Source organism: Pseudomonas fluorescens (genome assembly GCF_000730425.1).
Lineage (GTDB): Bacteria > Pseudomonadota > Gammaproteobacteria > Pseudomonadales > Pseudomonadaceae > Aquipseudomonas > Aquipseudomonas fluorescens_X.
Map to the genome: position 1 here is coordinate 2,655,898 of NZ_CP008896.1, position 25,078 is coordinate 2,680,975.

Consider the following 25,078-nt stretch of genomic DNA (forward strand, 5'->3'; position numbering starts at 1 on the left):
GGGAGCCGACCATGACCCGTTCATTCCGCATCCTCTACGCCGCGCTGTTCATGGCCTTGCTGGTGGCCCTGGGCGCGTGGTCGGTGCGCAGTTTCTTCGGTTTCAGCACCAACGCCGACGCCACCGTACTCAACGGTCGCTGGGCCAAGGCCATCGAGACCCACTACGACGACGAGTTCCCGATCAAGCGCCTGGGCACCAACCTCTGGGCGGCGCTGGACTACACGTTGTTCAACGAAGGCCGCCCCGGCGTGGTGCTGGGGCGCGATCACTGGCTGTACAGCAACGAGGAGTTCAACCCCGCCGTCAACCAGGCGCAGAACCTGCAAGACAACTACGCCCTGGTCGAAGGCGTGCGCCAGACCCTCAAGGCCAAGGGCGTGCAATTGGTGATGGCGATTGTCCCGGCCAAGGTGCGCCTGTACCCCGAGCACCTGGGTGACGTACAACCGGCGGGCATTCATGCCGGGCTCTACCAGGACTTCCATGCCCGGGTTGCCGCCGACAAGATCATCGCCCCCGACCTGCTGGGCCCACTGCAACAGGCCAAGCTCCATGGCCAGCAAGTGTTCCTGCGCACTGACACGCACTGGACCCCCGATGGCGCCGAAGTCGCGGCCAAGCAGTTGGCCAGCGTGATCAACGCCAAGACCCTGCTCAGTGGCGAACCCCTGCGTTTTGTCACCGACGCCGAGGGTATCGCCCCCCACAGCGGCGACCTGCGCCTGTTCCTGCCCCTGGACCCGCTGTTCGAAAACCTGATGCCGCCCAAGGAGCCCCTGCAAAAACGCGTGACCCACGCGGTGCAAGCCCAGGCGGCGGGCGACGACGCCCTGTTTGCCGACAGCGAGATGCCCGTGGCCCTGGTGGGGACCAGCTATAGCGCCAACCCCAACTGGAACTTCGTCGGCGCCCTGAAACAAGCCCTGGGCAGCGAAGTGGTGAACTACTCCGAAGACGGCCACGGCCCGATCCTGCCGATGCTCAGCTACCTGAAAAGCGATGACTTCAAGAACAGCCCGCCACAGGTGCTGATCTGGGAGTTTCCGGAACGTTATCTGCCTGTGAACAACGAAACCGGCGAGGCCGACCCCAAGTGGGTCGCGCAACTCAAACAAGCCGGTACGCGCCAACAGAACATGGCCATCAACACCCCAATCGACCACCCGAAATCCGAGACGCCCGACCGGGCGCAAAACTGAAAGAGAGGTAACTCACATGACGTTCACTACTACTTCGCGTCGTCTCGCCAAGACCCTGGCCCTGGCCGCCGGCATGAGTTTCGTATCGCTGCCCGCCTTCGCCGGCGACGCCGCCCTCTACGGCCCCGTCGCGCCAAAAGGTTCCAGCTTCGTGCGCCTGTTCAACGCCAGCAATCAGGAAGTCAGCGCCAGTGTCGGCAACACCGCCTTGAGCGATGTGGCACCGCTGGCCAGCAGTGACTTCAGCTTCCTGCCGGGCGGCGACTACAGCGCCAAGGTCGGCAGCCAGAACGTCACCGTCAAGCTCGCCGCCGATCACTACTACACCCTGGTCAACAGCGGCACAGGCCAACCGCAACTGATCGAGGAACCGCCGTTCAAGAACAAGCAGAAGTCCCTGGTACGCGTGCAGAACCTCAGCGACAAGGTCCTGAGCCTGAAGACTGCCGACGGCAAGACCGACGTGGTCAAGGCCGTGGCCGCCAAGGGCCGTGGCGAGCGCGAGATCAACCCGGTGAAGGTCAGCCTGGCGCTGTATGACGGCGACAAGAAGGTCGGCGACGTAAAGCCGGTGGCCCTGGAGCGTGGTGAGGCCGCGGTGCTGTATGTCACCGGTTCCGGCAGCAGCCTGTCGCCAGTGTGGGTCAAGCGCCCCGTGTCGACCCGCTGATTAGATTCTGAAATTGACGCTCCCCCTGTGGGAGCGGGCTTGCTCGCGAATGCGGTGGTTCATCAGCAGATGTGCCGACTGATACACCGTTTTCGGGAGCAAGCCCCCTCCCACAGGCTCTGACCCAAATCGATTCAAGGAGAAACACCCATGATCCCAGTAATCCTTTCCGGTGGTAGCGGCTCACGTCTTTGGCCGCTTTCGCGTAAACAGTTCCCTAAGCAGTTCCTGGCCCTGACCGGTGAGCACACGCTGTTCCAGCAAACCCTGGAGCGCCTGGTGTTTGAAGGCATGGACACGCCTATCGTGGTCTGCAACAAGGAGCACCGCTTCATCGTCAACGAGCAGCTGAGCGCGCGCAAGCTGGAGAGCCAGCGCATCCTGATGGAGCCGTTTGGCCGCAACACCGCGCCGGCCGTGGCGCTGACCGCGATGATGCTGGTCAACGAAGGTCGTGACGAGCTGATGCTGGTCCTGCCCGCCGACCACGTACTGGATGACCAGAAAGCCCTGCAGCGCGCCCTGGCCTTGGCCACCGTGGCCGCCGAGCGAGGCGAGATGGTGCTGTTCGGCGTGCCGGCCACGCGACCGGAGACCGGCTACGGCTACATCAAGTCCACCAACGATTCACTGCTGCCCGAAGGCGTCAGCCGCGTGCAGCAGTTCGTCGAGAAACCCGATGAAAAACGGGCGGTCGAGTTCGTCAAGAGCGGCGGTTACTTCTGGAACAGCGGTATGTTCCTGTTCCGCGCCAGCCGCTTCCTCGAAGAGCTGAAAAAGCACGACCCGGACATCTACGACACCTGCGTCCTGACCCTGGAGCGCAGCGAACACACCGCCGACACGGTAACGTTCGACGAAGCCACCTTCGCCTGCTGCCCGGACAACTCCATCGACTACGCGGTAATGGAAAAAACCCAGCGCGCCTGCGTCGTGCCACTGAGCGCCGGCTGGAGCGACGTGGGTTGCTGGGCCTCGTTGTGGGCGGTCAACGATAAAGACGCCAACGGCAACGTAACCAAGGGCGACGTGGTGATCCAGGACAGCAAGAACTGCATGATCCACGGCAACGGCAAGCTGGTCTCGGTGATCGGCCTGGAAAACATCGTGGTGGTGGAAACCAAGGACGCGATGATGATTGCCCACAAGGACAAGGTCCAGGGCGTCAAACAGATGGTCAACACCCTCAACGAACAGGGGCGCAGCGAGACCCAGAACCACTGCGAGGTCTACCGTCCGTGGGGTTCCTACGACTCGGTGGACATGGGCGGGCGGTTCCAGGTCAAACACATCTCGGTCAAGCCGGGCGCGTGCCTGTCGCTGCAGATGCACCACCACCGTGCCGAACACTGGATCGTGGTCAGCGGTACCGCCGAGGTGACTTGCGACGAGAACGTGTTCCTGCTGTGCGAGAACCAATCCACCTACATTCCGATTGCCTCGGTGCATCGCCTGCGCAACCCCGGCAAGATCCCGCTGGAGATTATCGAAGTGCAATCGGGCAGCTACCTGGGCGAGGACGATATCGAGCGGTTCGAAGATATCTACGGGCGCTCTACCCCGGTTGAACGTGGCGTGTCGGTGAAAACCATCGCGCAGTAACCCCGCAGAACAAAAAGCCCTCGCCCAGCCCATTGCGTCCCCTATCCGCAGTGGGTTGGGTGGGGGCTTTTTCTGGATGCCCCACAGCGCAGAATGGGGCGATCACTTCTTCAGCGTTGCTCCCCTCATTCGAAATAATCCTTGAAACTGTTGGGCCCCAGATACAGAAAGTTCGACGGTGTCAGCCTGATTTCTTTGGGCATTTTCAGTTCGACAAACGGGCTGCCAGCAGTCACTGGGCCTAAATCCGTCGGAGCCTGGTCCGAGCTGAATATCACCATGTAGTCGCCACTGCCCACATAGCGCTCATTCCCTAAAAACAACAGGTTCTCAACGTTTTCACTATTGAATTGCTGGCCGGGGGGGTTAACGTAAACGCCGCCCTTTGAACCTGCACGCCGCTCACCACGCGCCAGGTCATTAATGCTTCGCTCCCGAGCGATCGCCTCGGCGCCTTCCTTGCTGGTGTAGTGAATGTAAATGGGCTTGCCGTTGTAGGTGCCCGAGTCCACCAGCGTTTGCCAATCCTGATGATTGACCAATGGCTGATTCATTACCGAGCTCGATTCAGCCAGGCCTGGCCCGGCAGGCCGCTCCCGACCCGCGGCCACGCCCTTACCCTTTTTGTTGCCTCCCAGCATCCTGCTTGAGCGCCATTCGTTGTCAGCACCCGCTTCGACCGTCAGTACGGGTTTGCCGCTCTGGGGATCAATAATCTGGACATAGTTGTCGCTGAGTTTGAAATCACCTTTGATCTCATACGTCTTGGCGCTACCCGACTGATCGGTGTAACGAATAAACCAGCGATCGTTTCCCACTTCGTCCTTGTATTGATAAATCCCTTTGGCATTGACCGTACTCTTGGCGAGCAATTCGTCACCCTCCGCAACGGCGTAGGCACTGATGTTGCCCGCTTGTGATGGTTGCAGACGATTGGGCACCTCCAGACCAAGGTCTTCAACACCCCGTTCAGGTTCGGGCGCCGGTTCGAGGGGTGTTTCAAGGGCTGGCGTCTGCTCTTCGGGCAGCGTAAAGGGGTCTTCGGCTTTTGAGCTGACACCGACCGAAGAGAACAGCACGTTGAGCATCCCGTCGAATGTCTTCGACGCCCCGTCATGGCGTTCAGCCTGGGTGTCGCCCGAGGCTTCTTTTTCTGCGCCCAGTGCCAGTTCCGCAAGGCTTGTAACAGCTGCGGCAGCAGCGACCGGAACGCCCAGCGGGGCCAGTTTGACCAGCAGTCCTGCGCCGACCGAGAGGTCGTTGAGCCAGATATCACGGGTGACTTCGCTGTTGGATTTGATCGCAGTGTCTGCGTCACTTTTCATGCGCTGCTGGCTTAGAGCAGCCATGTGGCTGAACACATCGCCCTTGATCGCGACATTACTGCGGTCAATGACTTCTCCCTCCTGATGGCTGGCGTAGCCCGTACCGAGGTATTCAAACGACGTGTCGACGCCTTCTTTGGGGCGTGCCTCAGGGATCAGGAGCGTCAGCGGCACGACGGCATTCAAGAATGTCTGCCCAAGCCCCGGGGACTCCCTGTCCTGCCGATCTGCCAGCGAGAAGTGCGACTCCAGCGCTTTGAGCGACTGAGGCGTCTTGGCTTGGTCACTGACCCATTGATCCATTTTTTCCAGCGAAGCAAATTTCAGAAAGGCTGGCTGAGCGTCAGGAATATAGAGAATCTGCCCACCGTCCAGACGGCCGTTGACATATTTCGCCGGCCCCTCGCCGGGCAGGGTAAAACGCACAATGTCATTTGACTGGAAACCATTGATATCGAATGCATGGGCCTGGACATCGCCGGTGACCGGGGATTTTGCCTGCAGTTTTTCGACGGTCAGGGGCTGGACTTCAGACACCTCCTCACCGCAAACCGCCTTCATCAGTCGTTTGTAGTCGCTCCTGGAAAACTGATGCTCGGGAGGCTGCAACACGCGCTCGGCAGGTAGCTTGGCCTCCTGGGACTTGAGTTGCTCGCCTGCCCTGTAGATAAAGGTGCCTTTCTGGACAGTCCGATAGTCATCGCCGTGGTCTTTCCAGAAGTTGTCGATGCTTTGCGACACGCTCGCCTGGAAGTCGGATTGCCAAAGGGCCTTCATAAAATCGGAGGGGGCCAGGGGAATCTGGTTATGTGCGCCGTAGCCCGCTTCTTTGCTTTTTCCGGGCCCGTCTTTATACAACCCCGCTTGCGAGTCCAGATTGCCGGGCGTCCAATCGTTCTCGGAAAAGTTCTTCAATACCGCATCGGTCAAACTGATTGAAGAAGTGGGTTCCTCACTCATGTGCTCCCAGCCGGTCGCGGTTGCCGCCGGTTGGGCTGCGTTAAAACGATTCAGATAAGTCTTGTCGGCGTCCACAGAGGTGCCGGTCAATTTGAGGACGATTTCTTCGGCACGTTTTTTGGCTTGTGCGCGCACATCTGGAAAGGCCGCAGCCGTGTCCAATGCGATCTTTTTGAATTTGGTTTTCTCGGCATTGGCCTTGGCTATTCGCTCGGTAATGACGGCGTAAGCATTTGAAGTGCTGGTCGGTTCCAGGGAAGAGAGGGTCTGCCTGAGTTGGATGAGCTCTTCTCGGTTTTGCGGAATACTCCAGCCATTGGCTGTGATGTATTGCACTAGGCTGACTTCCAGTATCGGGCCGGAGTGCTGCGCACCGGGTGCCAGTTGTACCTTTGCGGTTTGCAGGGCTGGGAAAATACGCTCATTGGCTATACGCCCCGTCGTAATGCCTTCCTCCAGGCCCGCCAGGGTCAGTGTCAGCGAGTTACGGTTGTCCAGGTCACGGGGGCCTGCACCGGTGGTTGATTGCGTACCGGGTGTGGACGCTCTTGCGCGGCTTTGCTGGCTAGTCTCAACGTATTCATAGGCTGGAAAAGAATGACGCTGTATCGATAGGTTCATGGTTTTTGTCCCCGACAGACACGAAGGAATCCGCAGAGCAACTGTTGTCAGTCTGTGGCTGTATATCGGTATGTGATGCGAGCGATTCCATCAATTCCAGTGAAACAGTAAGGGAAGATGTCCCAGGACCATGCTCGCAACCCGATAGGCAGTTGCACCCTGTCAACGGTACGATGGTTCATCCATCCGCGAGGCTGCCTTCATGTTCTTCGGCGTTCTACTGATCATCACCTGGCTTATCCTGCTGCTGCGCTACCCGGCCAAGGCATTGCCGGTTTCCCTGGCGGCCGCCATCGGCCTGGGGCTGGTGGCGGTATGGGTGGTCTGGCTGGATAACCGCGAGGCCCAGCAACTGGCGCGCCTGGAACTGCGCATCCACTATGCTCCCGATCAGTGCCCCGCCGACCGCCCCTTGCAGCTCAAGCTCAACAACGGCAACGACGTGCCCCTGACCGAGCTGCGCTGGCGCGTCGCCGCCTACGCGCCGGGCGACACAGTGAACCTGGCCGACAACGTCTATGCTGCGCCCCGCTATCGCGGTCCCGGCGAGTTGCAGGCCGGCGCCACTTGGGAAGATTGTCTACCCGTGCCTCCCCTGCGCCCCGGCTATCGCCCGCAAACCCTGGAGTTTCGTGCCGAACGCCTGCAAGGCAGCTTCAGCGACTAACAACCACAAAGGATTGATCCATGCCCAACGTACTTATCACCGGTTGCTCCAGCGGCATTGGCCGTGCCCTGGCCGATGCCTTCAAGGTTGCAGGCTACGACGTGTGGGCCAGCGCCCGCCGCCCCGAAGACGTCACCGCCCTGGCAACTGCCGGTTTCCAGGCTGTACAGCTGGACGTCAACGATGGCGCGGCCCTGGCGCAATTGGCCGGACAGGTGGGCGAGCTGGATGTATTGATCAACAACGCCGGCTACGGCGCCATGGGCCCGCTGCTCGATGGCGGTACCGAGGCAATGCAGCACCAGTTCCAGACCAATGTGTTCTCCCTCGTCGGCGTGACCCAGGCACTATTCCCCGCCCTGCGCAAGCGCCAGGGGCTGGTGGTGAACATCGGCAGTGTTTCCGGGGTGCTGGTCACACCGTTTGCCGGCGCCTACTGCGCCTCCAAGGCCGCCGTGCATGCACTGAGCGACGCATTGCGCATGGAACTGGCACCGTTTGGCGTGCGGGTCATGGAAGTGCAGCCGGGGGCGATCAACACTGCCTTTGCCAAGAATGCCGGCACCCAGGCCGAATTGCTGATCAATGAACAATCACCGTGGTGGCCACTGCGCGAAAGCATCCGCGCCCGCTCCCAAGCCTCACAAGACAAGCCGACCCCGGCCAGCCGCTTTGCGGCGGATGTACTCAAGGCCGTGCAACAGAGCGAGCCGCCACGCCTGCTGCGCTCGGGCAACGGCAGCCGGGCGTTGCCGTTGATGGCGGCGCTGCTGCCCAAGGGGTTGCTGGAGAAGGTGTTGAAGAAGCGGTTTGGCTTGGATGGCCAGTTGTAGGTCTATTCAAAGACCGCAGCACCTGTAGGAGCCGGCTTGCCGGCGAAAATCGTCAACGCTCACGCCGGGCACCTGGTACCCCGTGGTGCCCGATGCCCTCTGTTTAGCCTTGTATCGGGTTCACGATCACCGTGCAGGTAATCCCCGCCGCCAACAACACCCCCTCTGGCACTTCATCGATATGAATACGCACCGGCACCCGCTGGGCCAGGCGCACCCAGTTGAACGTCGGGTTCACGTCGGCGATCAGTTCGCGGCTCTCGGGGTTGTCGCGGTCGTAAATACCGCGGGAGATGCTTTCTACGTGGCCCTTGAGGGTCTCGCCGCTCATCAGTTGCATATCGGCCTTGTCCCCGACCCTGACGCGGGGCAGCTTGGTTTCTTCGAAGAAGCCGTAGACCCAGAACGAGTTCTTATCGACTACCGCCATCTTGGCTTCGCCGATGCGCGCGTAATCGCCACGGTGCACGTTGAGGTTGGTGACGTAGCCATCAACCGCCGCTACAACCTGGGTGCGCTTGAGATTGAGCTCGGCAGCTTCCAGCTGCGCCAGGGCGTGCTGGTAGTCGGCCAGGGCCGAGTCGGCAATGTTGCTGGCGTCGTCGCGGTTTTCCTTGGAGATCACCAGGGCATCGAGGTCGGCGCGGCGATGGGCGTTGACCTTGCGCATCTCCCAGGTGGCCTTGCGTGAAGCCACCAGTGATTGCGCCTGCTTGACTGCGATGCGGTAGTGCTCGGGGTCGATCTGCATCAGCAGGTCGCCCTTTTTCACCAACTGGTTGTCGCGTACCGGCACGTCGACCACTTCGCCGGTCACGTCTGCGGCGACGTTGATGATATCGGCACGCACCCGGCCATCGCGGGTCCACGGGGTCTGCATGTAGTGCACCCACAACGTACGACCTATCCAGATCGCCAGGGCCAACACCAGCAGGGTTGCGAGCAGGCTGAAAAACTTTTTCATCGGGGCATTCTCAACGGTAGACGGTCAGCGCCATGGCGCCGAAAAGACAGGTGAACAGGCTCAGGCGCAACAGCGCCGGGTGCCAGAAAAAACGGTACAGGTCAAAGCCGGCAAGGAAGCGATCCAGGGCCCAGGCCAGCCCTGCCGCGATGAAAAACATCAGGGTCATGGTCGGCATGTAGATGCCGTGGAAAGCGATTTCACGGGGCATGAACGGTTCCTTCAGGCTTGAGCGCAGCCAGGGGCGATTGCGGGTCCAACAGGGACGTGCGGATAAAGTGCAGGTAGCTTTTCACCCGGCGCAGGGCCGAAGTATCGAAGTGCGGGGCGAAGGGTTCGTCGGTGGCCTGTACACGGCTGATGGCGTGATCCACCGCAATCAAGGCGCGCTCCAGGTTGCTCTGGCCTGGTTGCAGGAACAGCCGCACCAGCGAACGCCCCATCACCCGGATCGCCTGGCGCCACGGCTGGGACTCGGCATACGCCGGGTGCACCGGCAGGATTGCCTGCTCCTTGCGCAACTCGATAACGGCGTGGCCGACTTCCAGCACCACGAACATCCAGCGCAACAGGTTGCGTTGCACCTGCGGCTGGCCGGCGGCCAGGCCATAGGCCTGGTGCAGCAGGTCACGGGTGCGGCTTTCGAAACCCGAGGCCAGGCCCTTGAGCTTGCCGCTGATCGCATACACCACTTGCTCGCGCAGGTCGCGCTCCAGGCGGCGCCACAGCCAGGGACTGTTGGGCGGCAGGATGATCGCCCCCGCTGCGGCACACACCAGCATGCCGATGATCATGGCGATGTAGTCGTTGATAAAGGTGTAGGGGTTGTAGACCGTCAGGCTATCCGGCACGGAACCGGTGCTGAAGAAAATCAGCAGGCCCAGGCCGACCCCGGCGTAGTGCGGGCGCGACGAGAGAAACGCGCCGAGCACGATCACCGGCGCGAGCATCACACAGAGCAAGGGAAAGCCGTCGATCCAGGGGAAGACGAAGAACATCTCGACGAACCCCACCAGGGCGCCGATCAAGGTCCCGCAGGCCATCTGGAAGGCCATGCGCTTGGGGTTCGGCGTGGCGGCCGACAGGCCCACGGTCGCCGCCGCGATCAGGGTCATGGTGGCGCCGCTGGGCCAGGCGGTGGCCACCCAGTAACTGCCCAGCACCACCAGAATGAATGACGCGCGAATCCCCGAGGCGGCGCAGGCCAGCCAGTTGGTTTTCGGGGTGTAGGGTTCGTCCCAATGCTCGCGTTCGTGGCTGTGCTCGGCCAGGGAGGCGTGGGTCTGCGCATAGTTGTGCAGGTCATCGACAAAGCGGTACAGCAGCTCATAAGCGGTATGGAAATCCAACTGCTCGGCATCGCTCGGGTTGCTCTCCTGGAACCGCGCCCGCAGGCTGCGCACCTTGGCGGGCAAGCTGTCCTTGTAGGCACTCAGTTGGCTCACCAGGCGCGCGGCATCCGGGATGGTCAGGGCGCGCCCGCTGAAGCCATCAAGCCGTTCGGCCAAGTCCTGCAGGCCAGGCGTGATTGCGGCCACCACAGGGTCGGCAGCATCGCTGCGCAGGCGTTCAAGCAACTGGTGCAGGGCATTGAAGCGCGTGGTGATGCCCATGAATTCGCTGTTCAGACGGCTGAGCCGGCCATTGCGCCGACGCATATGCGGGTCTTCAAACACGGTGACGCTGCGCAGGCCTTCCAGGCCCACGGCTTCGGCGATAAACCGCACGTTGTTGCTTTCAAAACCTTCACGCTGGCTACGGCCACGCAGGCCGTCGGTCACGAACAGGGCGAAGGTGCCGAAGCGCTGGTACAACGCGTTGCGCATGGCTGCGCTGCTGGTTTGCGGCAGGATCGCGGTACTGACCAGGGTCGCGCACACAATCCCCAGGGAGATTTCCAGCACCCGCCATACCGCCGCCATAAAGGCACCGTCCGGATGGGCCAGCGCCGGCAGGCCCACCATCGCGGCCGTATAGCCCGCCAGCACAAAACCGTAGGCACGGAAGTTGCGGTTGCGCGTGGCGCCAGCCGTGCACACGCCCACCCAGATCGCCAGCGCGCCCAGGAACAACTCGGTGTTTTGCGCAAACAGGGCGATCAGCAACACCATCACCGCCGACCCCGCCAGGGTGCCGAGGAAGCGGTAGAAGCTCTTGGCAAACACCTGGCCGCTTTGCGGCTGCATCACGATAAACACGGTGATCATCGCCGTGCGCGGTTGCGCCAGTTCCAGGCGCATGGCCAGCCACAGGGTAAGGAACGCGGCGATCAGGACTTTGAAGATATACACCCAGGTCACGCCATCACTGCGCGCCCAGTCGAAAAAGCCACGGCGCCATTCCAGGGAATGCAGCCAACGCAGCGGTGCAGGCAAGGGAGTCATGGGAAACCTGATCAGTGATCGAACACGGCCAGGGCCGCCGGGGTCTTGCTCGCGAGGGTGGTGCCCGCTGCCGGCACATCGCTGCCTGCGCCAAGGCCACCGCCCAGGGCGGTGACCAGTTCGGCATGGGCACTCAGGCGCGCGGCCTGGACCTGCTGTTCGACCTGTTGCTGGCGAAACAGCAAGGTCTGGGCATTGAGCACATTGAGGTAATCGGTCAGGCCACGCTGGTAGGCGATCATCGCGATGTCATAGGTTTTGCGCGCCGAGGCCACCGATTCGGCGGCGAAGGTCTGCTGCTTGGCCATGGATTCACGGTGGATCAGTTGGTCGCTGATGCCCTTGAGCGCATTGACCAGGGTCTGGTTGTAGCGGGCCACGGCCATGTCGTAGCCGGCGCTGGCCTCGCCCAACTGCGCACGCAGGCGGCCACCGTCGAAGATCGGCAGGGTGATCGCCGGGCCGACGCTGTAGTTGAGCTTCTTGCCGGTGAGAAACTCCAGCATGCCGCCGCCGGTGGCAACGTAGCCAAGGCTGCCCACCAGGTCGACATTGGGGTAGAAACCCGCGTGTGCCACGTCGATCCCCCGGGCCTGGGCCGCCACTTGCCAGCGGCTGGCGACCACGTCGGGGCGCTGGCCAAGCAGCTCGGCAGGCAGTGCCGACGGCAGTTTCAGGGGCGCGCCCAAAGCCAGGGTCGGCCGCTGCAGTTTCGCGCCTTCCCCCGGGCCCCTGCCGGCCAAGGCCGCCAGTTGGTTACGAGTCAGGGCGATGTCTTCATCGAGAGCGTCCAATTGCCGGTGGGTCTCCGGCAACGGAGTCTGGGCCTGGCTGACTTCAAAGTGCGTGCCGATGCCACCGTCCAGGCGCTTTTGCGCCAGGTCGAGGATCTGCTGTTGCTGGGCCAGGGTGGCGGTGAGGATATCGCGCTGGGCGTAATGCAGCGACAGTTGGATATAGGCGCGCACCACGTTGTTCTGCAGTTCGAGCTGGGCCTGGCGCGCTTGGGCGACACTCATGTGCGCCAGGTCGACGGCGCGCTCGCTGGCGTTGCGCTCGCGCCCCCACAGGTCGAGGGCGTAGCTCAGGCCCAGGGCGGCGTTGTTGTCCCAGGTGCTGGCGTTGTCCAGTTTGCCGGGGCCGTAGAAGGGGTCGCTGGGCCAGTTGTGGCGCTTGAGGGCGGCCTCGCCGTGGATCTGCACGGCCTCGGCGGACTCGGCCAGCCCGGCCATGGCCCGCGCTTCACGCACCCGGGCGGCGGCTTCAGCCAGGCTTGGGCTGCCGTGCACGGCGAGGTTGATCCAACGATTGAGTTGCGGGTCGCCATAGGCCTGCCACCACTGGAGGGTCGGCCAGTGGGCATCCCGGGCGGCGCTCTGGATCGCGTCGTCGGTGGCCAGGGTATTGGCGGCGAGGCGCTTGCCTTGGGGGGCAATTCCTCCGGTTCCGATGCAGCCGCTGATTGCTAACGATAAAGCCCAAACACTGAGAGTCTTCAGCTCTCTGCTGATGCGACGCGGCACTGCTGCGAATTCCTGAGGTGGTGTGGCGGGGACGGTGCGGCAATTCTAGGGGGCGCGAGGAATGGCGATAAGGTGGGATTCCTGTGAATCTTTGTTACCGTTCAGGCGATAATCCATTGGTCGGGGTCACTCGCCCCCGTAACTTCGTGTCACAATTTGCCATCTCCCTTGAGAGCACCCCATGGACACTTTGCAAAACATGCGCGCCTTCAGTTGTGTCGCCGAAGCCGGCAGCTTCACCGCCGCCGCGGTGCAACTGGACACCACCACAGCCAATGTCTCGCGCGCGGTCTCCAATCTGGAGGCCCATCTGCAAACCCGCTTGCTCAACCGCACCACCCGCCGCATCGCCCTGACCGAGGCCGGCAAGCGTTATTTATTGCGCTGCGAGCAGATCCTGGCCTATGTCGAGGAAGCCGAGGCCGAGGCCAGCGACGCCCACGCACGGCCCGCCGGGCAGCTCAAAGTGCACACCATGACCGGTATCGGCCAGCATTTCGTGATCGACGCGATTGCCCGCTACCGCCGTACCCACCCCGACGTGACCTTCGACCTGACCCTGGCCAACCGCGTACCGGACCTGCTGGACGAGGGCTACGACGTGTCCATCGTGCTCGCCAGCGAGCTACCGGACTCGGGCTTTGTCTCCCAGCGCCTGGGGATCACCTACAGCATCGTCTGTGCCTCGCCGGCCTACGTCAAAGCCAACGGGTGTGCGCAGCGGCCCAGTGACTTGCTCAACCATGCCTGCCTGCGCCTGGTCAGCCCGGTGATCCTGCTGGACAAATGGGTGTTCAATGGCCCGGATGGCCAGGAAAGCGTGAGCATCAACAGCTCGCCCTTCCTGGTGAACTCGGCTGACGCAATGAAGACCGCGATCATCAGCGGCATGGGCGTCGGCCTGCTGCCGGTGTATGCGGCCATCGAAGGCCTGCGTAACGGCACCCTGGTGCGGATGATGCCGACGTATCGCTCCCAGGAGCTGAACCTGTACGCCATCTACCCATCGCGCCAGTACCTGGATGCGAAGATCAAGACCTGGGTCGAATACCTGCGTGGCTCGCTGCCCGAGATTCTCGCGGCGCACCAGGCGGAATTGGCGGCGTATGAGTTGAGTGGCAGTTTGGGGGCGGTGCGCCTGACCACGTAACTGCAGGCGCCGGCTTGCCCTGACATTCGCAGCGTGGAATGTTAGCTTGCTTGGCATTCTTCCCTGTCGATGAGCCTCACTTGCGATGAAAAAGACCGTCCTCGCCTTCAGCCGCATCACCCCCGAGATGATCGAACGCCTGCAACAGGACTTCGACGTCATCGTCCCCAGCCCCAAGCAGGGCGATATCAACGCGCAGTTCAATGAAGCCCTGCCCCACGCCCACGGTTTGATCGGGGTGGGCCGCAAGCTGGGCCGCGCGCAGCTCGAAGGCGCGAGCAAGCTTGCGGTGGTGTCCAGTGTGTCGGTGGGTTACGACAACTACGATGTGGACTACTTCAACGAACGGGGGATCATGCTCACCAACACCCCCGATGTGCTGACCGAAAGCACCGCCGACCTGGCCTTCGCCCTGCTGATGAGCAGCGCCCGCCGCGTGGCCGAGCTGGACGCCTGGACCAAGGCCGGGCAGTGGAAAGCCAGTGTCGGCGCGCCGTTGTTTGGTTGCGATGTACACGGCAAGACCCTGGGCATCGTCGGCCTGGGCAATATCGGCGCGGCCATCGCCCGCCGTGGGCGCCTGGGCTTCAACATGCCGATCCTGTACAGCGGCAACAGCCGCAAGACCGCACTGGAGCAGGAACTGGGCGCACAGTTGCGCAGCCTGGACCAATTGCTGGCCGAGGCGGATTTCGTGTGCCTGGTGGTGCCGTTGAGTGAAAAGACCAAGCATCTGATCAGCCATCGCGAACTGGGCCTGATGAAATCCAGCGCGATCCTGGTGAACATCTCCCGTGGCCCGGTGGTGGACGAGCCCGCACTGATCCAGGCCCTGCAAACCCAGGGTATTCGCGGCGCCGGGCTGGATGTGTATGAACGCGAGCCCCTGGCCGAGTCGCCGCTGTTCCAGCTGAGCAATGCCGTGACCTTGCCGCATATCGGCTCGGCCACCCATGAAACCCGCGAGGCCATGGCCAACCGTGCCCTGGACAACCTGCGCAGCGCCCTGTTGGGGCAACGCCCACAAGACCTGGTGAACCCACAAGTGTGGAAAGGCTGATCTTTAGTGTAGGAACCGGCTTGCTGGCGATGGCGTCCACGAAATAGCCATCGCCGGCAAGCCGGCTCCTACAGTTTTTGGCGTGAACGTCGATAACCCGCTATAGATTGTTATCGCCGATCCACAGAAGGTTTTTATGTCCACCACCAAAGCCCGCGCAGACTCTCTCTCGCTTCTGCTCTTTACCTTGCGCAGCGGCAAGCTGATGGCCATCAACCTGCTGAAAGTCAGCGAGATCATTCCCTGCCCGCCGCTGACCAAGCTGCCGGAGTCCCACCCCCACGTCAAAGGCATTGCCACCCTGCGTGGCGCGGCCCTCTCGGTGATCGACCTCAGCCGCGCGCTGGGCGAAATGCCCCTGCAAGACCCTGACGGCGGTTGCCTGATCGTCACCGATGTCAGCCGGTCCAAGCAGGGCCTGCATGTGCAGGCGGTAAGCCGGATCGTGCACTGCCTGAGCACTGACATCCGCCCGCCGCCCTTTGGTTCCGGTGGCAATCGTTCGTTTATTACCGGCGTGACCCAGGTGGACGGTGTACTGGTGCAGGTGCTGGACATCGAAAAAGTCATCCACGCCATCGCCCCCGCGCAGATCGAAGTAGCGCCCACGGACCTGACCATGGAAGAAGCCGAAGTGCTCGGCCATGCGCGCATCCTGGTGGTGGACGACAGCCAAGTGGCCCTGCAGCAATCGGTGCACACCCTGCGCAACCTCGGCCTGACCTGCCACACCGCCCGCAGTGCCAAGGAAGCCATCGACGTGCTGCTGGAGCTGCAAGGCACCGGCGGGCAGATCAATGTGGTGGTGTCTGACATCGAAATGTCGGAAATGGACGGTTATGCCCTCACCCGTACCTTGCGCGAAACCCCAGACTTCCAGGACCTCTACGTGCTGTTGCACACCTCCTTGGACAGCGCGATGAACAGCGAGAAAGCGCGCCTGGCCGGTGCCGACTCGGTATTGACCAAATTCTCGTCACCGGAGCTGACCAAATGCCTGGTGGTCGCGGCCCAGAGCGTGGCGCAAAAAGGTTTGTAAATAGTGACCGCGTATTACCAACTGCTACGCCGCGACCTCACCACCAGCCTGCCCGCGCCGCAGTGGCCTGCCGGCACCCGCCTGGATCACTATCGCCAAGAGCTGGGCCCGGCGATCCATGCGGTATTGCGCATGACCCAGGCACAGGGCGATGGCCACATCGCCAACCTGGACAACTGGCAGCAGCAATTCATTACCGACGCCGAATTCGACCCCACGCTGTGCCTGGTGGCCAGTAACGCCGATGGCATTCTCGGCGTGGCCCAATGCTGGACCAGCGCCTTTATCAAGAACCTCTCGGTGCACCCCTGCGCCCAGGGCCAGGGCCTGGGGCGCGCCCTGTTGCTGCACAGCTTCCAGGTGTTCAAGCAGCGCGGCGAACCCTATGTGGACCTCAAGGTGCTGGAGAGCAATCTGCGCGCACGCCAGCTTTATGAAAGCGCGGGCATGGTCTTTGTGCTGCGCGACGTGGTACGCGACGACTGACGGGCACTGGCGCATAACTTGCTTCCAGAGTCTGCGAACGGCGGATAGAGGTAAAAACCCGTCACCGTTCAAACGCGCCCTCTGACCTGGCCTGGTGACCATGAATACTCATTTTTCCTGCGTGGGTTGCGGCAAATGCTGCACCGACCATCACGTGCCCCTGACCCTCGACGAAGCCCGTATGTGGGCGGCGGACGGTGGCAATGTCATCGTCCTGGTGGAAGGTTTCCTGGGCAACGGCCTGGGCCTGCCACTGCTGCAACGTGAACATGCCGAACGGCGTTCGGTGGTGGTGCCCAGCGGCAACACCCAGGCGTTCGTGGCCATCACCTTTGCCGCGTACAACGCCGGGCGCTGCCGGAATCTTGACGAAGACAACCGCTGCGGCATCTATGAACGGCGGCCACTGGTCTGTCGCATCTACCCGATGGAAATCAATCCCCATATCCCGCTCAACCCAGCGGCCAAGGATTGCCCGCCGCAATCCTGGGAACAGGGGCCGGCGCTGATCGTCGGTGGCGAGTTGATGGACCAGGAACTGGCAGAGCTGATCCGCCGCTCACGCCAGGCCGACCGTGACGAGGTCCAGACCAAGGAGGCGGTGTGTGCCTTGCTCGGCATCCGCACCACTGCGCTCAAGGGCGATGGATTCACCGCCTACCTGCCAGACATGGGGGCCTTTGCCCAGGCGATCGAGTTGGCTATGGATCAGCCAACCACGGCCGGTGAGTGGGTGTTTCATGTGTCCGGCCTGGACATTGCCGAACAACTGCTCGATGCCGGGGCGCAAATAGCCACCGAAGCGCCGGCCAACTACGCGTTTATCTCGCTACGCGCCGCCTGAGCCGGCGCCTACAAGGGTTAGTGGCGTTTGCCCCAGAACTCTTCCGCCAGCCGCCGCAGGTCCTCCGCCAGTGCCGCCACGTCGCCCGAGCTGAGCTGGCTCTGCTGACCGGCACTGACGGTGGCTTCGCCGGCATTGCGGATACCCACGATGTTGCGATTGATATCCTCGCTCACCGCGCTCTGCTCCTCCACGGCGGCGGCAATCTGCTGGCTCATGTTGGTGATCTGGCTGACCCGCTGGCTGATGCCATCCAGGGCCAAAGCGGCACGCTGGGCATGCTCGACGCTGGCGCCGACATGTTGGCTGCTTTGCTCCATGGCCATCACCGCATCGCGGGCGCCGCCCTGCAAGGTGCTGATCATGCGCTGGATTTCATTGGTCGATTGCTGGGTGCGTTGCGCCAGGCCACGCACTTCATCGGCCACCACCGCAAAGCCACGGCCCTGTTCGCCAGCCCGCGCCGCCTCGATGGCGGCGTTGAGGGCCAGCAGGTTGGTCTGTTCGGCAATCGCCCGAATCACTTCCAGCACACTGGAAATATCCCCGCTGTGGCTTTCCAACTGGTGAATCACGCTGGTGGCCCTGGCCAGTTCCTGGGACAGACGCAACACCGCATCGCGGCTTTCGTCCACCCGCTGATGGCCTTCGCGGGTCTCGCTGCCCGCCTGGTCTGCGGCCTTCGAGGCTTGCTGGGCATGATTGGCGACTTGCGCCACGCTGGCCGCCATCTGCTGGATAGCGGTCGCCACCTGGTCTGTCTGGCTCTGCTGGCCCAGGCTGCTGGCGTGGCTGCTGTCCAGTTGCTGGACCAGGGCGGCGGCGTGGCCGGATAAACGCTGCGACGCATCGCCAATCCGACCGACCACGGCGCCCACCTGGGCTTCGAGCATCTGCATGGCAAATTCGATTTGCCCCAACTCATCCTCACGCCCGGTGTAGATCGCCTGGCTGACAGGATTGTCGGCAATCTGGCGCGCCCGCTCACCCAATTGCCTCAGGGGCCGCAACAACAGGTTGATGCCCAAGACCCCTGCCGCGCCTACCGCAGCCAGGCCCAGCACTTGCAGCGCCCACGAATAACTCGCCAACCCAGCCCCCACGCCCCAGGTCAGGGTGCAGGTCGCACCAGTGACCAACGACAGTTTCAAGGGTATCTCCAGTACCGGCCGCATGCGCCGAGTCCCCTCGCGCAAGCGGGTATAAGCGCGCTCCGCCGCCGCCACCCGCCGCGCATCGGGCTTGGTGCGCACCGACTGGTATTCCACCGCCACGCCCTGCCGGGTAACCGGCGAAGCATAGGCACTGACCCAATAGTGATCACCGTTCTTGCAGCGATTTTTCACCATGCCCATCCACGAGCGGCCGCCCTTGAGGGTCTGCCACATGTGGGCAAAGGCTGCCGAAGGCATGTCCGGATGGCGCAGCATGTTGTGTGGCGCCCCCAGCAGCTCCTCGCGGCTGTAGCCGCTGACATCGATAAAGTCCTGGTTGGCGTAGGTAATCGAACTGCCGAGGTCAGTGGTCGAGAGGATATTGGCGTCTTGGGCAATGTCCACACTTCGACCGGTGACCGGGAGATTGATCTTCATGGAAAGCGCGCTCGGGGGTTATTGAGGGAGTCGGCAAGGGGCACCGACTCTAAGCGCACCGGTTGAGCAAATACTGATCCAGCTCATGTTCCACGCATTTAATGGGTCGGTTCCACAGTTACAGGGCCATGATGGTCCTCGACCACGGCCATGCATTCGATCGCCACCCGCGCGCCACGCGGTAGCCGGCGCACGGCCAGCACGCTGCGGGCGGGTAACCGGCCTCGGGCGAAGTAGCCCAGGTACAGGTCGTCGACCAGGTTCAAGTCCTCCAGGTCGACCAGCATCAAGGTGCACTTGACCACCCGGTCCAGCGACGACTGATGACGTTCCAATAGATCACGCAACGTATTCATCACCTGTTTCATCTGTGCGCCTGTGCCGCCCTTCACCAGGTTGCGATTGGCATCCACTCCCGAAATGCTGGAGAGGTACAGCGTATTGCCCACCCGTACCGCCTCGGAAAAGGGCAGCTCCAGGTCACTGGGGTAATACTGCAACTCGTCCGTATCCTCAGTGCTGGCGACGTCGGGCTCCTGCTGCTGATACCCCTGGAGAATGCGTTGGTGCTCGCCGCTCTGCTTGAGCTGCTCCAGTGCGCGGTTCAGGTCGCTGTGCAATTGGCGGTCGGATTTGCGCACACCGATGGCCACGGCGGTGCCCATTTGCTGGCCGGTCACCGGCGGGCCGGCGAAGTCAAAATCCTGGCCCTGCTGGGTGTCGAGCAGTGCCTGGCGGATTTCAGCCGTACCTTGCAACGTTGCGTCAATGTCACCGGCCACCAGGCTGCGGATCAACTGATCGTTGAGCCAGAAGCTCTTGATGATCACCCCGGCCGGCGCCCATTGCGCCAGGGCGAAGGCTTCACGGTTGCTGCCGGTCAGCACTCCGACGCGCTTGCCCTTGAGGGCGCGTACCGTGGGCAGCAGGCCCGAATACTTGCGGGCGACCAGATGGGTGGTGAGGGGATAGAGGTCGTCGGTGAAGTCGACCAACTGTCGGCGCTGGGGGGTGGAGGCCATGCCCATGATTGCATCGAAACGCCGGCGTTCCAGGGCGTCGATGCTACGGTCAAAGACCTGGTCGACCCAGGTGCAGCGCACATCGAGCTGGGCGCACAGGGCATTGCCCAGCTCGATGTTCAAGCCCACCAACTGCCCCTGGGCATCGCGGCTTTCATAGGGCGGGAACAACGCGGAAATCGCGAAGCGGATTTCGCTGCGTGGCGCAGCACCGGCCATCGCCCCGACAACAAAGCCGCTCCACAGCAACGACCCAACGGATAACACGAAGATCTTTGCCAACGCCATGCAGACATCCCTTTCTTGAAAGATCCATGCCTTCAACCGGTACTTCTGCCAACCAGGCGCGGCGAAGGGGTAGCGGGCAAGCTTTCAAGAAGAGATCATGGGCCAACAAGGCGAAAAGTCAGCAATGGCTGTAGGCCGTCAGCGTTTACCCATCGAGCGACGAGTGCCGGGCGGCGCCATGCCAGGGGTTTTGGTGTGGCCGTTCTTCGCGCCGTTTTTGTACCACGGCTGATTGCTGTCTTTCGCCCCGGCCAGTTCACCCGGTTTGAAAGGGAATTTGAAGGCTGGGATCACCGGCTTGGCTTCACTGTCGAGGCTGTCTGGCTCAGCGAGTTCGGCGCTTTCAACGGGCGGTTGTGTCGGGCAGTTCATGGAAGCTCCGGAGCGTGCAAAAAATGACGCGGGTCCGACTTGCGGGCCACGCTGGCGCGCAGTATACCTGCGCGCCCTGGTTCTTTAACCACTGCCCGTACGAATGGTCGACCTTTGCTGACAGCGCCGTCAGTTAACGGTCACTTTGCTGACCGGGTTTGCAGGCTATAAATAGCCTCCACTCTTCCCACTTTCTGTCCGGACGCCGCGAGACCATGCCCATTCAACGCAAAACCACCTTGATTGTGCTTGCCTGCGTGGCCCTGGCGGTCGTGGCCTGGGTAGCAACCCGGCCAGCCAAGACCCAACTGGCCACCTCCAGTGCAATTCCGGTGCGGGTGGTCAGTGTCGCGCAACAGGATATCCCGCGTTTTGTCAGTGGGATCGGCTCGGTGCTGTCGCTGCACAGTGTGGTGATTCGCCCGCAAGTCGATGGCATTCTCACCCGTTTGATGGTCAAGGAAGGGCAATTGGTCAAGGCCGGCGATCTGCTGGCGAGCATCGACGACCGGGCGATCCGCGCCAGCCTCGACCAGGCCAAGGCCCAGTTGGGCGAAAGCCAGGCGCAGTTGCAAGTGGCGCTGGTCAATCTCAAGCGCTACAAGGCGCTGAGCATCGACGACGGCGTGTCGAAGCAGACTTACGACCAGCAGCAAGCCCTGGTCAACCAGCTCAAGGCCACGGCCCTGGGCAACCAGGCGGAGATTGATGCGGCTCAGGTCCAGCTTTCCTACACACAGATTCGCTCCCCCGTCAGCGGTCGGGTGGGGATCCGCAATGTGGATGAAGGCAACTTCCTGCGCACCAGCGATACCCAAGGCCTGTTCTCGGTGACGCAAATCGACCCGATCGCCGTGGAGTTTTCCCTGCCCCAACAGATGCTGCCAACCCTGCAAGGGCTGATCGCCGCGCAACACCCCGCCAGCGTCGATGCGTTCCTGGGCGCCGACACCGATGGCCCGGCGGCGGTCCTGCTCGGTGAGGGGCGCCTGAGCCTGATCGATAACCAGATCAGCGCCACCACCGGCACCATCCGCGCCAAGGCCGAGTTCAGCAATACCGCGCAAACGCTGTGGCCGGGGCAACTGGTGACGGTGAAGATCCAGACCGCCCTCGACAAAGCCGTCCTGGCGGTGCCGCCGACCGTGGTCCAACGCGGCATGGATTCGCACTTCGTGTACCGACTCAATGGCGACAAGGTGGACGTGGTACCGGTACACGTGGCCTACCAGAACAGCAACCTGACCATCGTCACCGGCGTGCAGCCCGGTGATGTGCTGGTCAGCGACGGCCAGTCACGCCTCAAGGCGGGCGCCCAGGTGCAGGTGATCAAGGAGCCCTCGCAGGTGATCCAGACCGCACAAGCGCAGGCCCAGCCATGAAGGGCCATGGCTCGGTATCGGCCTGGTGCGTCGATCATCCGGTCGCCACCTTGCTGCTGACCTTTGCCCTGGTGCTGCTGGGTTTGATCGCCTTTCCGCGCCTGCCCGTCGCGCCGCTGCCAGAGGCAGAGTTCCCGACGATCCAGGTCACCGCCCAACTGCCCGGCGCCAGCCCCGATACCATGGCATCCTCAGTGGCCACGCCCTTGGAGGTGCAATTCAGTGCCATCCCCGGCATGACCCAGATGACCTCCAGCAGTGCCCTGGGCTCCAGCCTCTTGACCCTGCAATTCACCCTCGATAAAAGCATCGATACCGCCGCCCAGGAAGTGCAGGCGGCGATCAACACCGCAGCCGGCAAGTTGCCCAGCGATATGCCCAACCTGCCAACCTGGCGCAAGGTCAACCCGGCGGACAGCCCGGTACTGATCCTGAGTATCAGCTCCGACAATATGCCCGGCACCGAGTTGAGCGACTATGTGGAAACCCTGCTGGCCCGGCAGATCAGCCAGATCGACGGGGTCGGCCAGATCAGCATCACCGGCCAGCAACGCCCGGCGATCCGCGTGCAGGCCTCGCCGGACAAGCTCGCCGCCATCGGCCTGACCCTGGCCGACATCCGCCTGGTGCTCCAGCAATCGAGCCTGAACCTGGCCAAGGGCGCGCTGTATGGGCGCGATAGCGTATCGACGCTGTCGACCAACGACCAGCTGTTCCACCCCGAGGAATACGGCGACTTGATCGTTTCCTATAGGGACGGTGCGCCCGTGCAGTTACGCGATGTGGCGCGGGTGATCAACGGCTCGGAGAACGCCTACGTACAGGCCTGGTCCGGCGATACGCCGGGGGTCAACCTGGTGATCTTCCGCCAGCCAGGGGCCAATATCGTTGACACCGTGGAACGCATCCTGGCCGAAGTGCCGCGTTTGCAGGCGATGCTGCCGGCATCGGTGGAGGTCAGCTCGCTGTCGGATCGCACCAAGACCATTCGGGCCTCGCTGCATGAAGTGGAAATCACCCTGCTGATCGCGGTGTTGCTGGTGGTGGCGGTGATGGCGCTGTTCCTGCGCCAGTGGTCGGCAACCCTGATTGTCTCCAGTGTGCTCGGGGTGTCGCTGGTCTCAAGCTTTGCCTTGATGTACGTGATGGGCTTCAGCTTGAACAACCTGACCCTGGTCGCCATCGTGATCGCCGTGGGGTTTGTGGTGGACGATGCGATTGTGGTGGTGGAGAACATCCACCGTCACCTTGAGGCGGGCCTGGACAAGCGTGAAGCCGCGATCAAGGGCGCCGGCGAGATCGGGTTTACCGTGGTCTCCATCAGCTTCTCGCTGGTGGCGGCGTTTATCCCGCTGTTGTTCATGGGCGGCGTGGTCGGTCGCTTGTTCAAGGAGTTCGCCCTGACGGCGACCTCGACCATCCTGATTTCAGTGGTGGTGTCCCTGACCCTGGCGCCAATGCTGGCCGGGCAGTTTATGCGCGCGCCCACCCACCACCCCCACGACAAGCCGGGCTTTGGCGAACGCCTGTTGGCCAGCTATGCCCGCAACCTGCGGCGGGCGCTGGCCCATCCCCGGACGATGCTCGCCATCTTCACCGTGACCCTGGGCCTGGCCGTGGCCGGCTACGTGTTGATTCCCAAGGGCTTTTTCCCGGTACAGGACACCGGCTTTATTCTCGGCACCAGCGAGGCGGCGGCCGATGTGTCCTACCCGGACATGGTCGCCAAGCACCAGGCCCTGGCCGAAATCATCAAGGCCGACCCGGCGGTGGAAAACTTCTCCCACTCTGTGGGTGTGACCGGCAGCAACCAGACCATCGCCAACGGCCGCTTCTGGATTGCCTTGAAAGACCGCGGTGATCGCGATGTGTCCGCCAGCCAGTTCATCGACCGGATCCGCGCCAAACTGGCCCAGGTGCCGGGGATCGTGCTGTATCTGCGTGCCGGCCAGGACATCAACCTCAGCTCCGGGCCCAGCCGCAGCCAGTACCAGTACGTGCTCAAGAGCAACGATGGCGCGACCCTGAACACCTGGACCCAGCGCCTGACCGAAAAACTGCGCGCCAACCCGGCCTTTCGCGACCTGTCCAACGACCTGCAACTGGGCGGCAGCATTACCCACATCAGTATCGACCGCCAGGCCGCCGCACGTTTCGGCCTGACGGCCACCGATGTCGACCAGGCGCTGTACGACGCGTTCGGCCAGCGCCAGGTCAATGAATTCCAGACCGAGACCAACCAGTACCAGGTGGTGCTGGAACTGGACAGCCAGCAACGGGGCAAGGCTGAAAGCCTGAACTACTTCTACCTGCGCTCGCCGTTGAGCGGTGAGATGGTGCCACTGTCGGCCCTGGCCAAGGTCGACCCGCCGAGCGTCGGGCCGCTGTCGATCAGCCATGACGGCATGTTCCCGGCGGCCAACCTGTCGTTCAACCTGGCGCCGGGCGTGGCCCTGGGTGACGCCGTCATCATGCTCGACCAGGCCAAGAACGAGATCGGCATGCCGAGTACCATCATCGGCAACTTCCAGGGCGCGGCACAGGCGTTCCAAAGTTCCTTGGCCAGCCAGCCGTGGCTGATCCTCGCGGCGCTGGTGGCGGTCTATATCATCCTCGGCGTGCTGTATGAGAGTTTCGTACATCCGCTGACGATCATCTCGACCCTGCCCTCCGCCGGTCTCGGCGCATTGATCCTGCTGTGGCTGTTGGGCCAGGATTTTTCGATCATGGCCTTGATCGGCCTGGTGCTGTTGATCGGCATCGTCAAGAAAAACGGCATCCTGATGATCGACTTTGCCCTGGAAGCCCAGCGCGTTCGTGGGCTGACGCCCGCCGATGCGATTTATGAAGCCTGTATCACGCGCTTCCGACCGATCATCATGACCACCCTCGCCGCGTTGCTGGGCGCAGTGCCGCTGATGCTCGGCGCAGGCGCCGGCGCGGAATTGCGCCAGCCCCTGGGGATCGCGGTGGTCGGCGGGTTGCTGGTGAGCCAGGCGCTGACGCTGTTCACCACGCCGGTCATATACTTGTACCTTGAGAAACTTTTCCACAGACCCAAACCGGCCCTCGGGCTGGCGACCACACATTGA

The 25,078-nt window shown here is 62.5% G+C and carries 20 protein-coding genes; 12 read left to right on the plus strand and 8 right to left on the minus strand.

The window, feature by feature from the left end; genetic code table 11:
• Positions 1-11: 11 nt before the first annotated feature.
• From HZ99_RS11670 to HZ99_RS11680, 3 genes are all read left to right on the plus strand, one after another.
• Entirely contained in the window at positions 12-1,202 is a 1,191-nt protein-coding gene (locus tag HZ99_RS11670) for an alginate O-acetyltransferase (RefSeq protein ID WP_038443208.1), read from the plus strand.
• A gap of 16 nt (positions 1,203-1,218) precedes the next feature.
• On the plus strand, positions 1,219-1,872 hold the full coding sequence (locus HZ99_RS11675) for an alginate O-acetyltransferase AlgF (RefSeq protein ID WP_038443210.1): 654 nt from the start codon (positions 1,219-1,221) through the stop codon (positions 1,870-1,872).
• 150 nt (positions 1,873-2,022) lie between these two features.
• Positions 2,023-3,474, plus strand: coding sequence for a mannose-1-phosphate guanylyltransferase/mannose-6-phosphate isomerase (locus tag HZ99_RS11680; RefSeq protein ID WP_038443213.1), 1,452 nt, complete (start codon positions 2,023-2,025; stop codon positions 3,472-3,474).
• 125 nt (positions 3,475-3,599) lie between these two features.
• Here the strand turns inward: HZ99_RS11680 and HZ99_RS11685 are convergent, their stop codons facing one another.
• Positions 3,600-6,380 carry a dermonecrotic toxin domain-containing protein gene (locus HZ99_RS11685; protein ID WP_144243176.1) on the minus strand — a complete coding sequence of 927 codons (2,781 nt, stop codon included), beginning with the start codon at positions 6,378-6,380 and terminating at the stop codon, positions 3,600-3,602.
• A gap of 202 nt (positions 6,381-6,582) precedes the next feature.
• On the opposite strand from HZ99_RS11685, the gene HZ99_RS11690 reads away from it, so the two are divergent.
• Together HZ99_RS11690 and HZ99_RS11695 are read left to right on the plus strand one after the other, a co-directional pair.
• Positions 6,583-7,047: a hypothetical protein gene (locus tag HZ99_RS11690; RefSeq protein WP_038443216.1), complete on the plus strand. Its 465-nt coding sequence runs from the start codon at positions 6,583-6,585 to the stop codon at positions 7,045-7,047.
• Positions 7,048-7,067: 20 nt separating this feature from the next.
• The gene (locus tag HZ99_RS11695) at positions 7,068-7,880 is read left to right on the plus strand and encodes an SDR family oxidoreductase (RefSeq protein WP_038443218.1); all 813 of its coding nucleotides are present in this window, start codon (positions 7,068-7,070) and stop codon (positions 7,878-7,880) included.
• 103 nt (positions 7,881-7,983) lie between these two features.
• Here the strand turns inward: HZ99_RS11695 and HZ99_RS11700 are convergent, their stop codons facing one another.
• Genes HZ99_RS11700 through HZ99_RS11715 form a run of 4 tightly spaced genes read right to left on the minus strand, consistent with a single transcriptional unit; the run spans position 7,984 to position 12,751 of the window.
• Positions 7,984-8,844 (minus strand): HlyD family secretion protein, encoded by an 861-nt coding sequence (locus HZ99_RS11700; protein WP_038443220.1) that lies wholly within the window; start codon positions 8,842-8,844, stop codon positions 7,984-7,986.
• A gap of 10 nt (positions 8,845-8,854) precedes the next feature.
• Positions 8,855-9,055, minus strand: coding sequence for a DUF1656 domain-containing protein (locus HZ99_RS11705; protein ID WP_029297878.1), 201 nt, complete (start codon positions 9,053-9,055; stop codon positions 8,855-8,857).
• Positions 9,045-11,228 carry an FUSC family protein gene (locus tag HZ99_RS11710; protein ID WP_038443224.1) on the minus strand — a complete coding sequence of 728 codons (2,184 nt, stop codon included), beginning with the start codon at positions 11,226-11,228 and terminating at the stop codon, positions 9,045-9,047. Before HZ99_RS11710 ends, HZ99_RS11705 begins: the two co-directional genes overlap by 11 nt.
• A gap of 11 nt (positions 11,229-11,239) precedes the next feature.
• Entirely contained in the window at positions 11,240-12,751 is a 1,512-nt protein-coding gene (locus tag HZ99_RS11715; protein ID WP_038443226.1) for an efflux transporter outer membrane subunit, read from the minus strand.
• Between the two features lie 181 nt (positions 12,752-12,932).
• On the opposite strand from HZ99_RS11715, the gene HZ99_RS11720 reads away from it, so the two are divergent.
• From HZ99_RS11720 to HZ99_RS11740, 5 genes are all read left to right on the plus strand, one after another.
• Positions 12,933-13,901, plus strand: coding sequence for a LysR family transcriptional regulator (locus HZ99_RS11720; RefSeq protein WP_038443228.1), 969 nt, complete (start codon positions 12,933-12,935; stop codon positions 13,899-13,901).
• 85 nt (positions 13,902-13,986) lie between these two features.
• A complete protein-coding gene (locus HZ99_RS11725) occupies positions 13,987-14,961 on the plus strand; it encodes a 2-hydroxyacid dehydrogenase (RefSeq protein ID WP_038443231.1) in 975 nt (324 codons plus the stop codon).
• Between the two features lie 136 nt (positions 14,962-15,097).
• The gene (locus HZ99_RS11730; protein ID WP_038443234.1) at positions 15,098-16,000 is read left to right on the plus strand and encodes a chemotaxis protein CheV; all 903 of its coding nucleotides are present in this window, start codon (positions 15,098-15,100) and stop codon (positions 15,998-16,000) included.
• Positions 16,001-16,003: 3 nt separating this feature from the next.
• Positions 16,004-16,486, plus strand: coding sequence for a GNAT family N-acetyltransferase (locus tag HZ99_RS11735; RefSeq protein WP_038443237.1), 483 nt, complete (start codon positions 16,004-16,006; stop codon positions 16,484-16,486).
• A gap of 100 nt (positions 16,487-16,586) precedes the next feature.
• Positions 16,587-17,330 carry a YkgJ family cysteine cluster protein gene (locus HZ99_RS11740; protein WP_038443240.1) on the plus strand — a complete coding sequence of 248 codons (744 nt, stop codon included), beginning with the start codon at positions 16,587-16,589 and terminating at the stop codon, positions 17,328-17,330.
• A gap of 17 nt (positions 17,331-17,347) precedes the next feature.
• On the opposite strand, the gene HZ99_RS11745 is transcribed toward HZ99_RS11740, so the two are convergent.
• The 3 genes from HZ99_RS11745 to HZ99_RS11755 form a co-directional block, all read right to left on the minus strand.
• Positions 17,348-18,922 carry a PAS domain-containing methyl-accepting chemotaxis protein gene (locus HZ99_RS11745; protein ID WP_038443243.1) on the minus strand — a complete coding sequence of 525 codons (1,575 nt, stop codon included), beginning with the start codon at positions 18,920-18,922 and terminating at the stop codon, positions 17,348-17,350.
• A 98-nt stretch (positions 18,923-19,020) separates the two neighbouring features.
• The gene (locus HZ99_RS11750; RefSeq protein ID WP_051903154.1) at positions 19,021-20,232 is read right to left on the minus strand and encodes a transporter substrate-binding domain-containing protein; all 1,212 of its coding nucleotides are present in this window, start codon (positions 20,230-20,232) and stop codon (positions 19,021-19,023) included.
• A 138-nt stretch (positions 20,233-20,370) separates the two neighbouring features.
• A complete protein-coding gene (locus HZ99_RS11755; protein WP_038443245.1) occupies positions 20,371-20,604 on the minus strand; it encodes a hypothetical protein in 234 nt (77 codons plus the stop codon).
• Between the two features lie 215 nt (positions 20,605-20,819).
• On the opposite strand from HZ99_RS11755, the gene HZ99_RS11760 reads away from it, so the two are divergent.
• Together HZ99_RS11760 and HZ99_RS11765 are read left to right on the plus strand one after the other, a co-directional pair.
• Positions 20,820-21,986: an efflux RND transporter periplasmic adaptor subunit gene (locus tag HZ99_RS11760; protein ID WP_038443248.1), complete on the plus strand. Its 1,167-nt coding sequence runs from the start codon at positions 20,820-20,822 to the stop codon at positions 21,984-21,986.
• Positions 21,983-25,078 (plus strand): multidrug efflux RND transporter permease subunit, encoded by a 3,096-nt coding sequence (locus HZ99_RS11765; RefSeq protein ID WP_038443250.1) that lies wholly within the window; start codon positions 21,983-21,985, stop codon positions 25,076-25,078. The genes HZ99_RS11760 and HZ99_RS11765 overlap by 4 nt, the downstream gene beginning before the upstream one ends.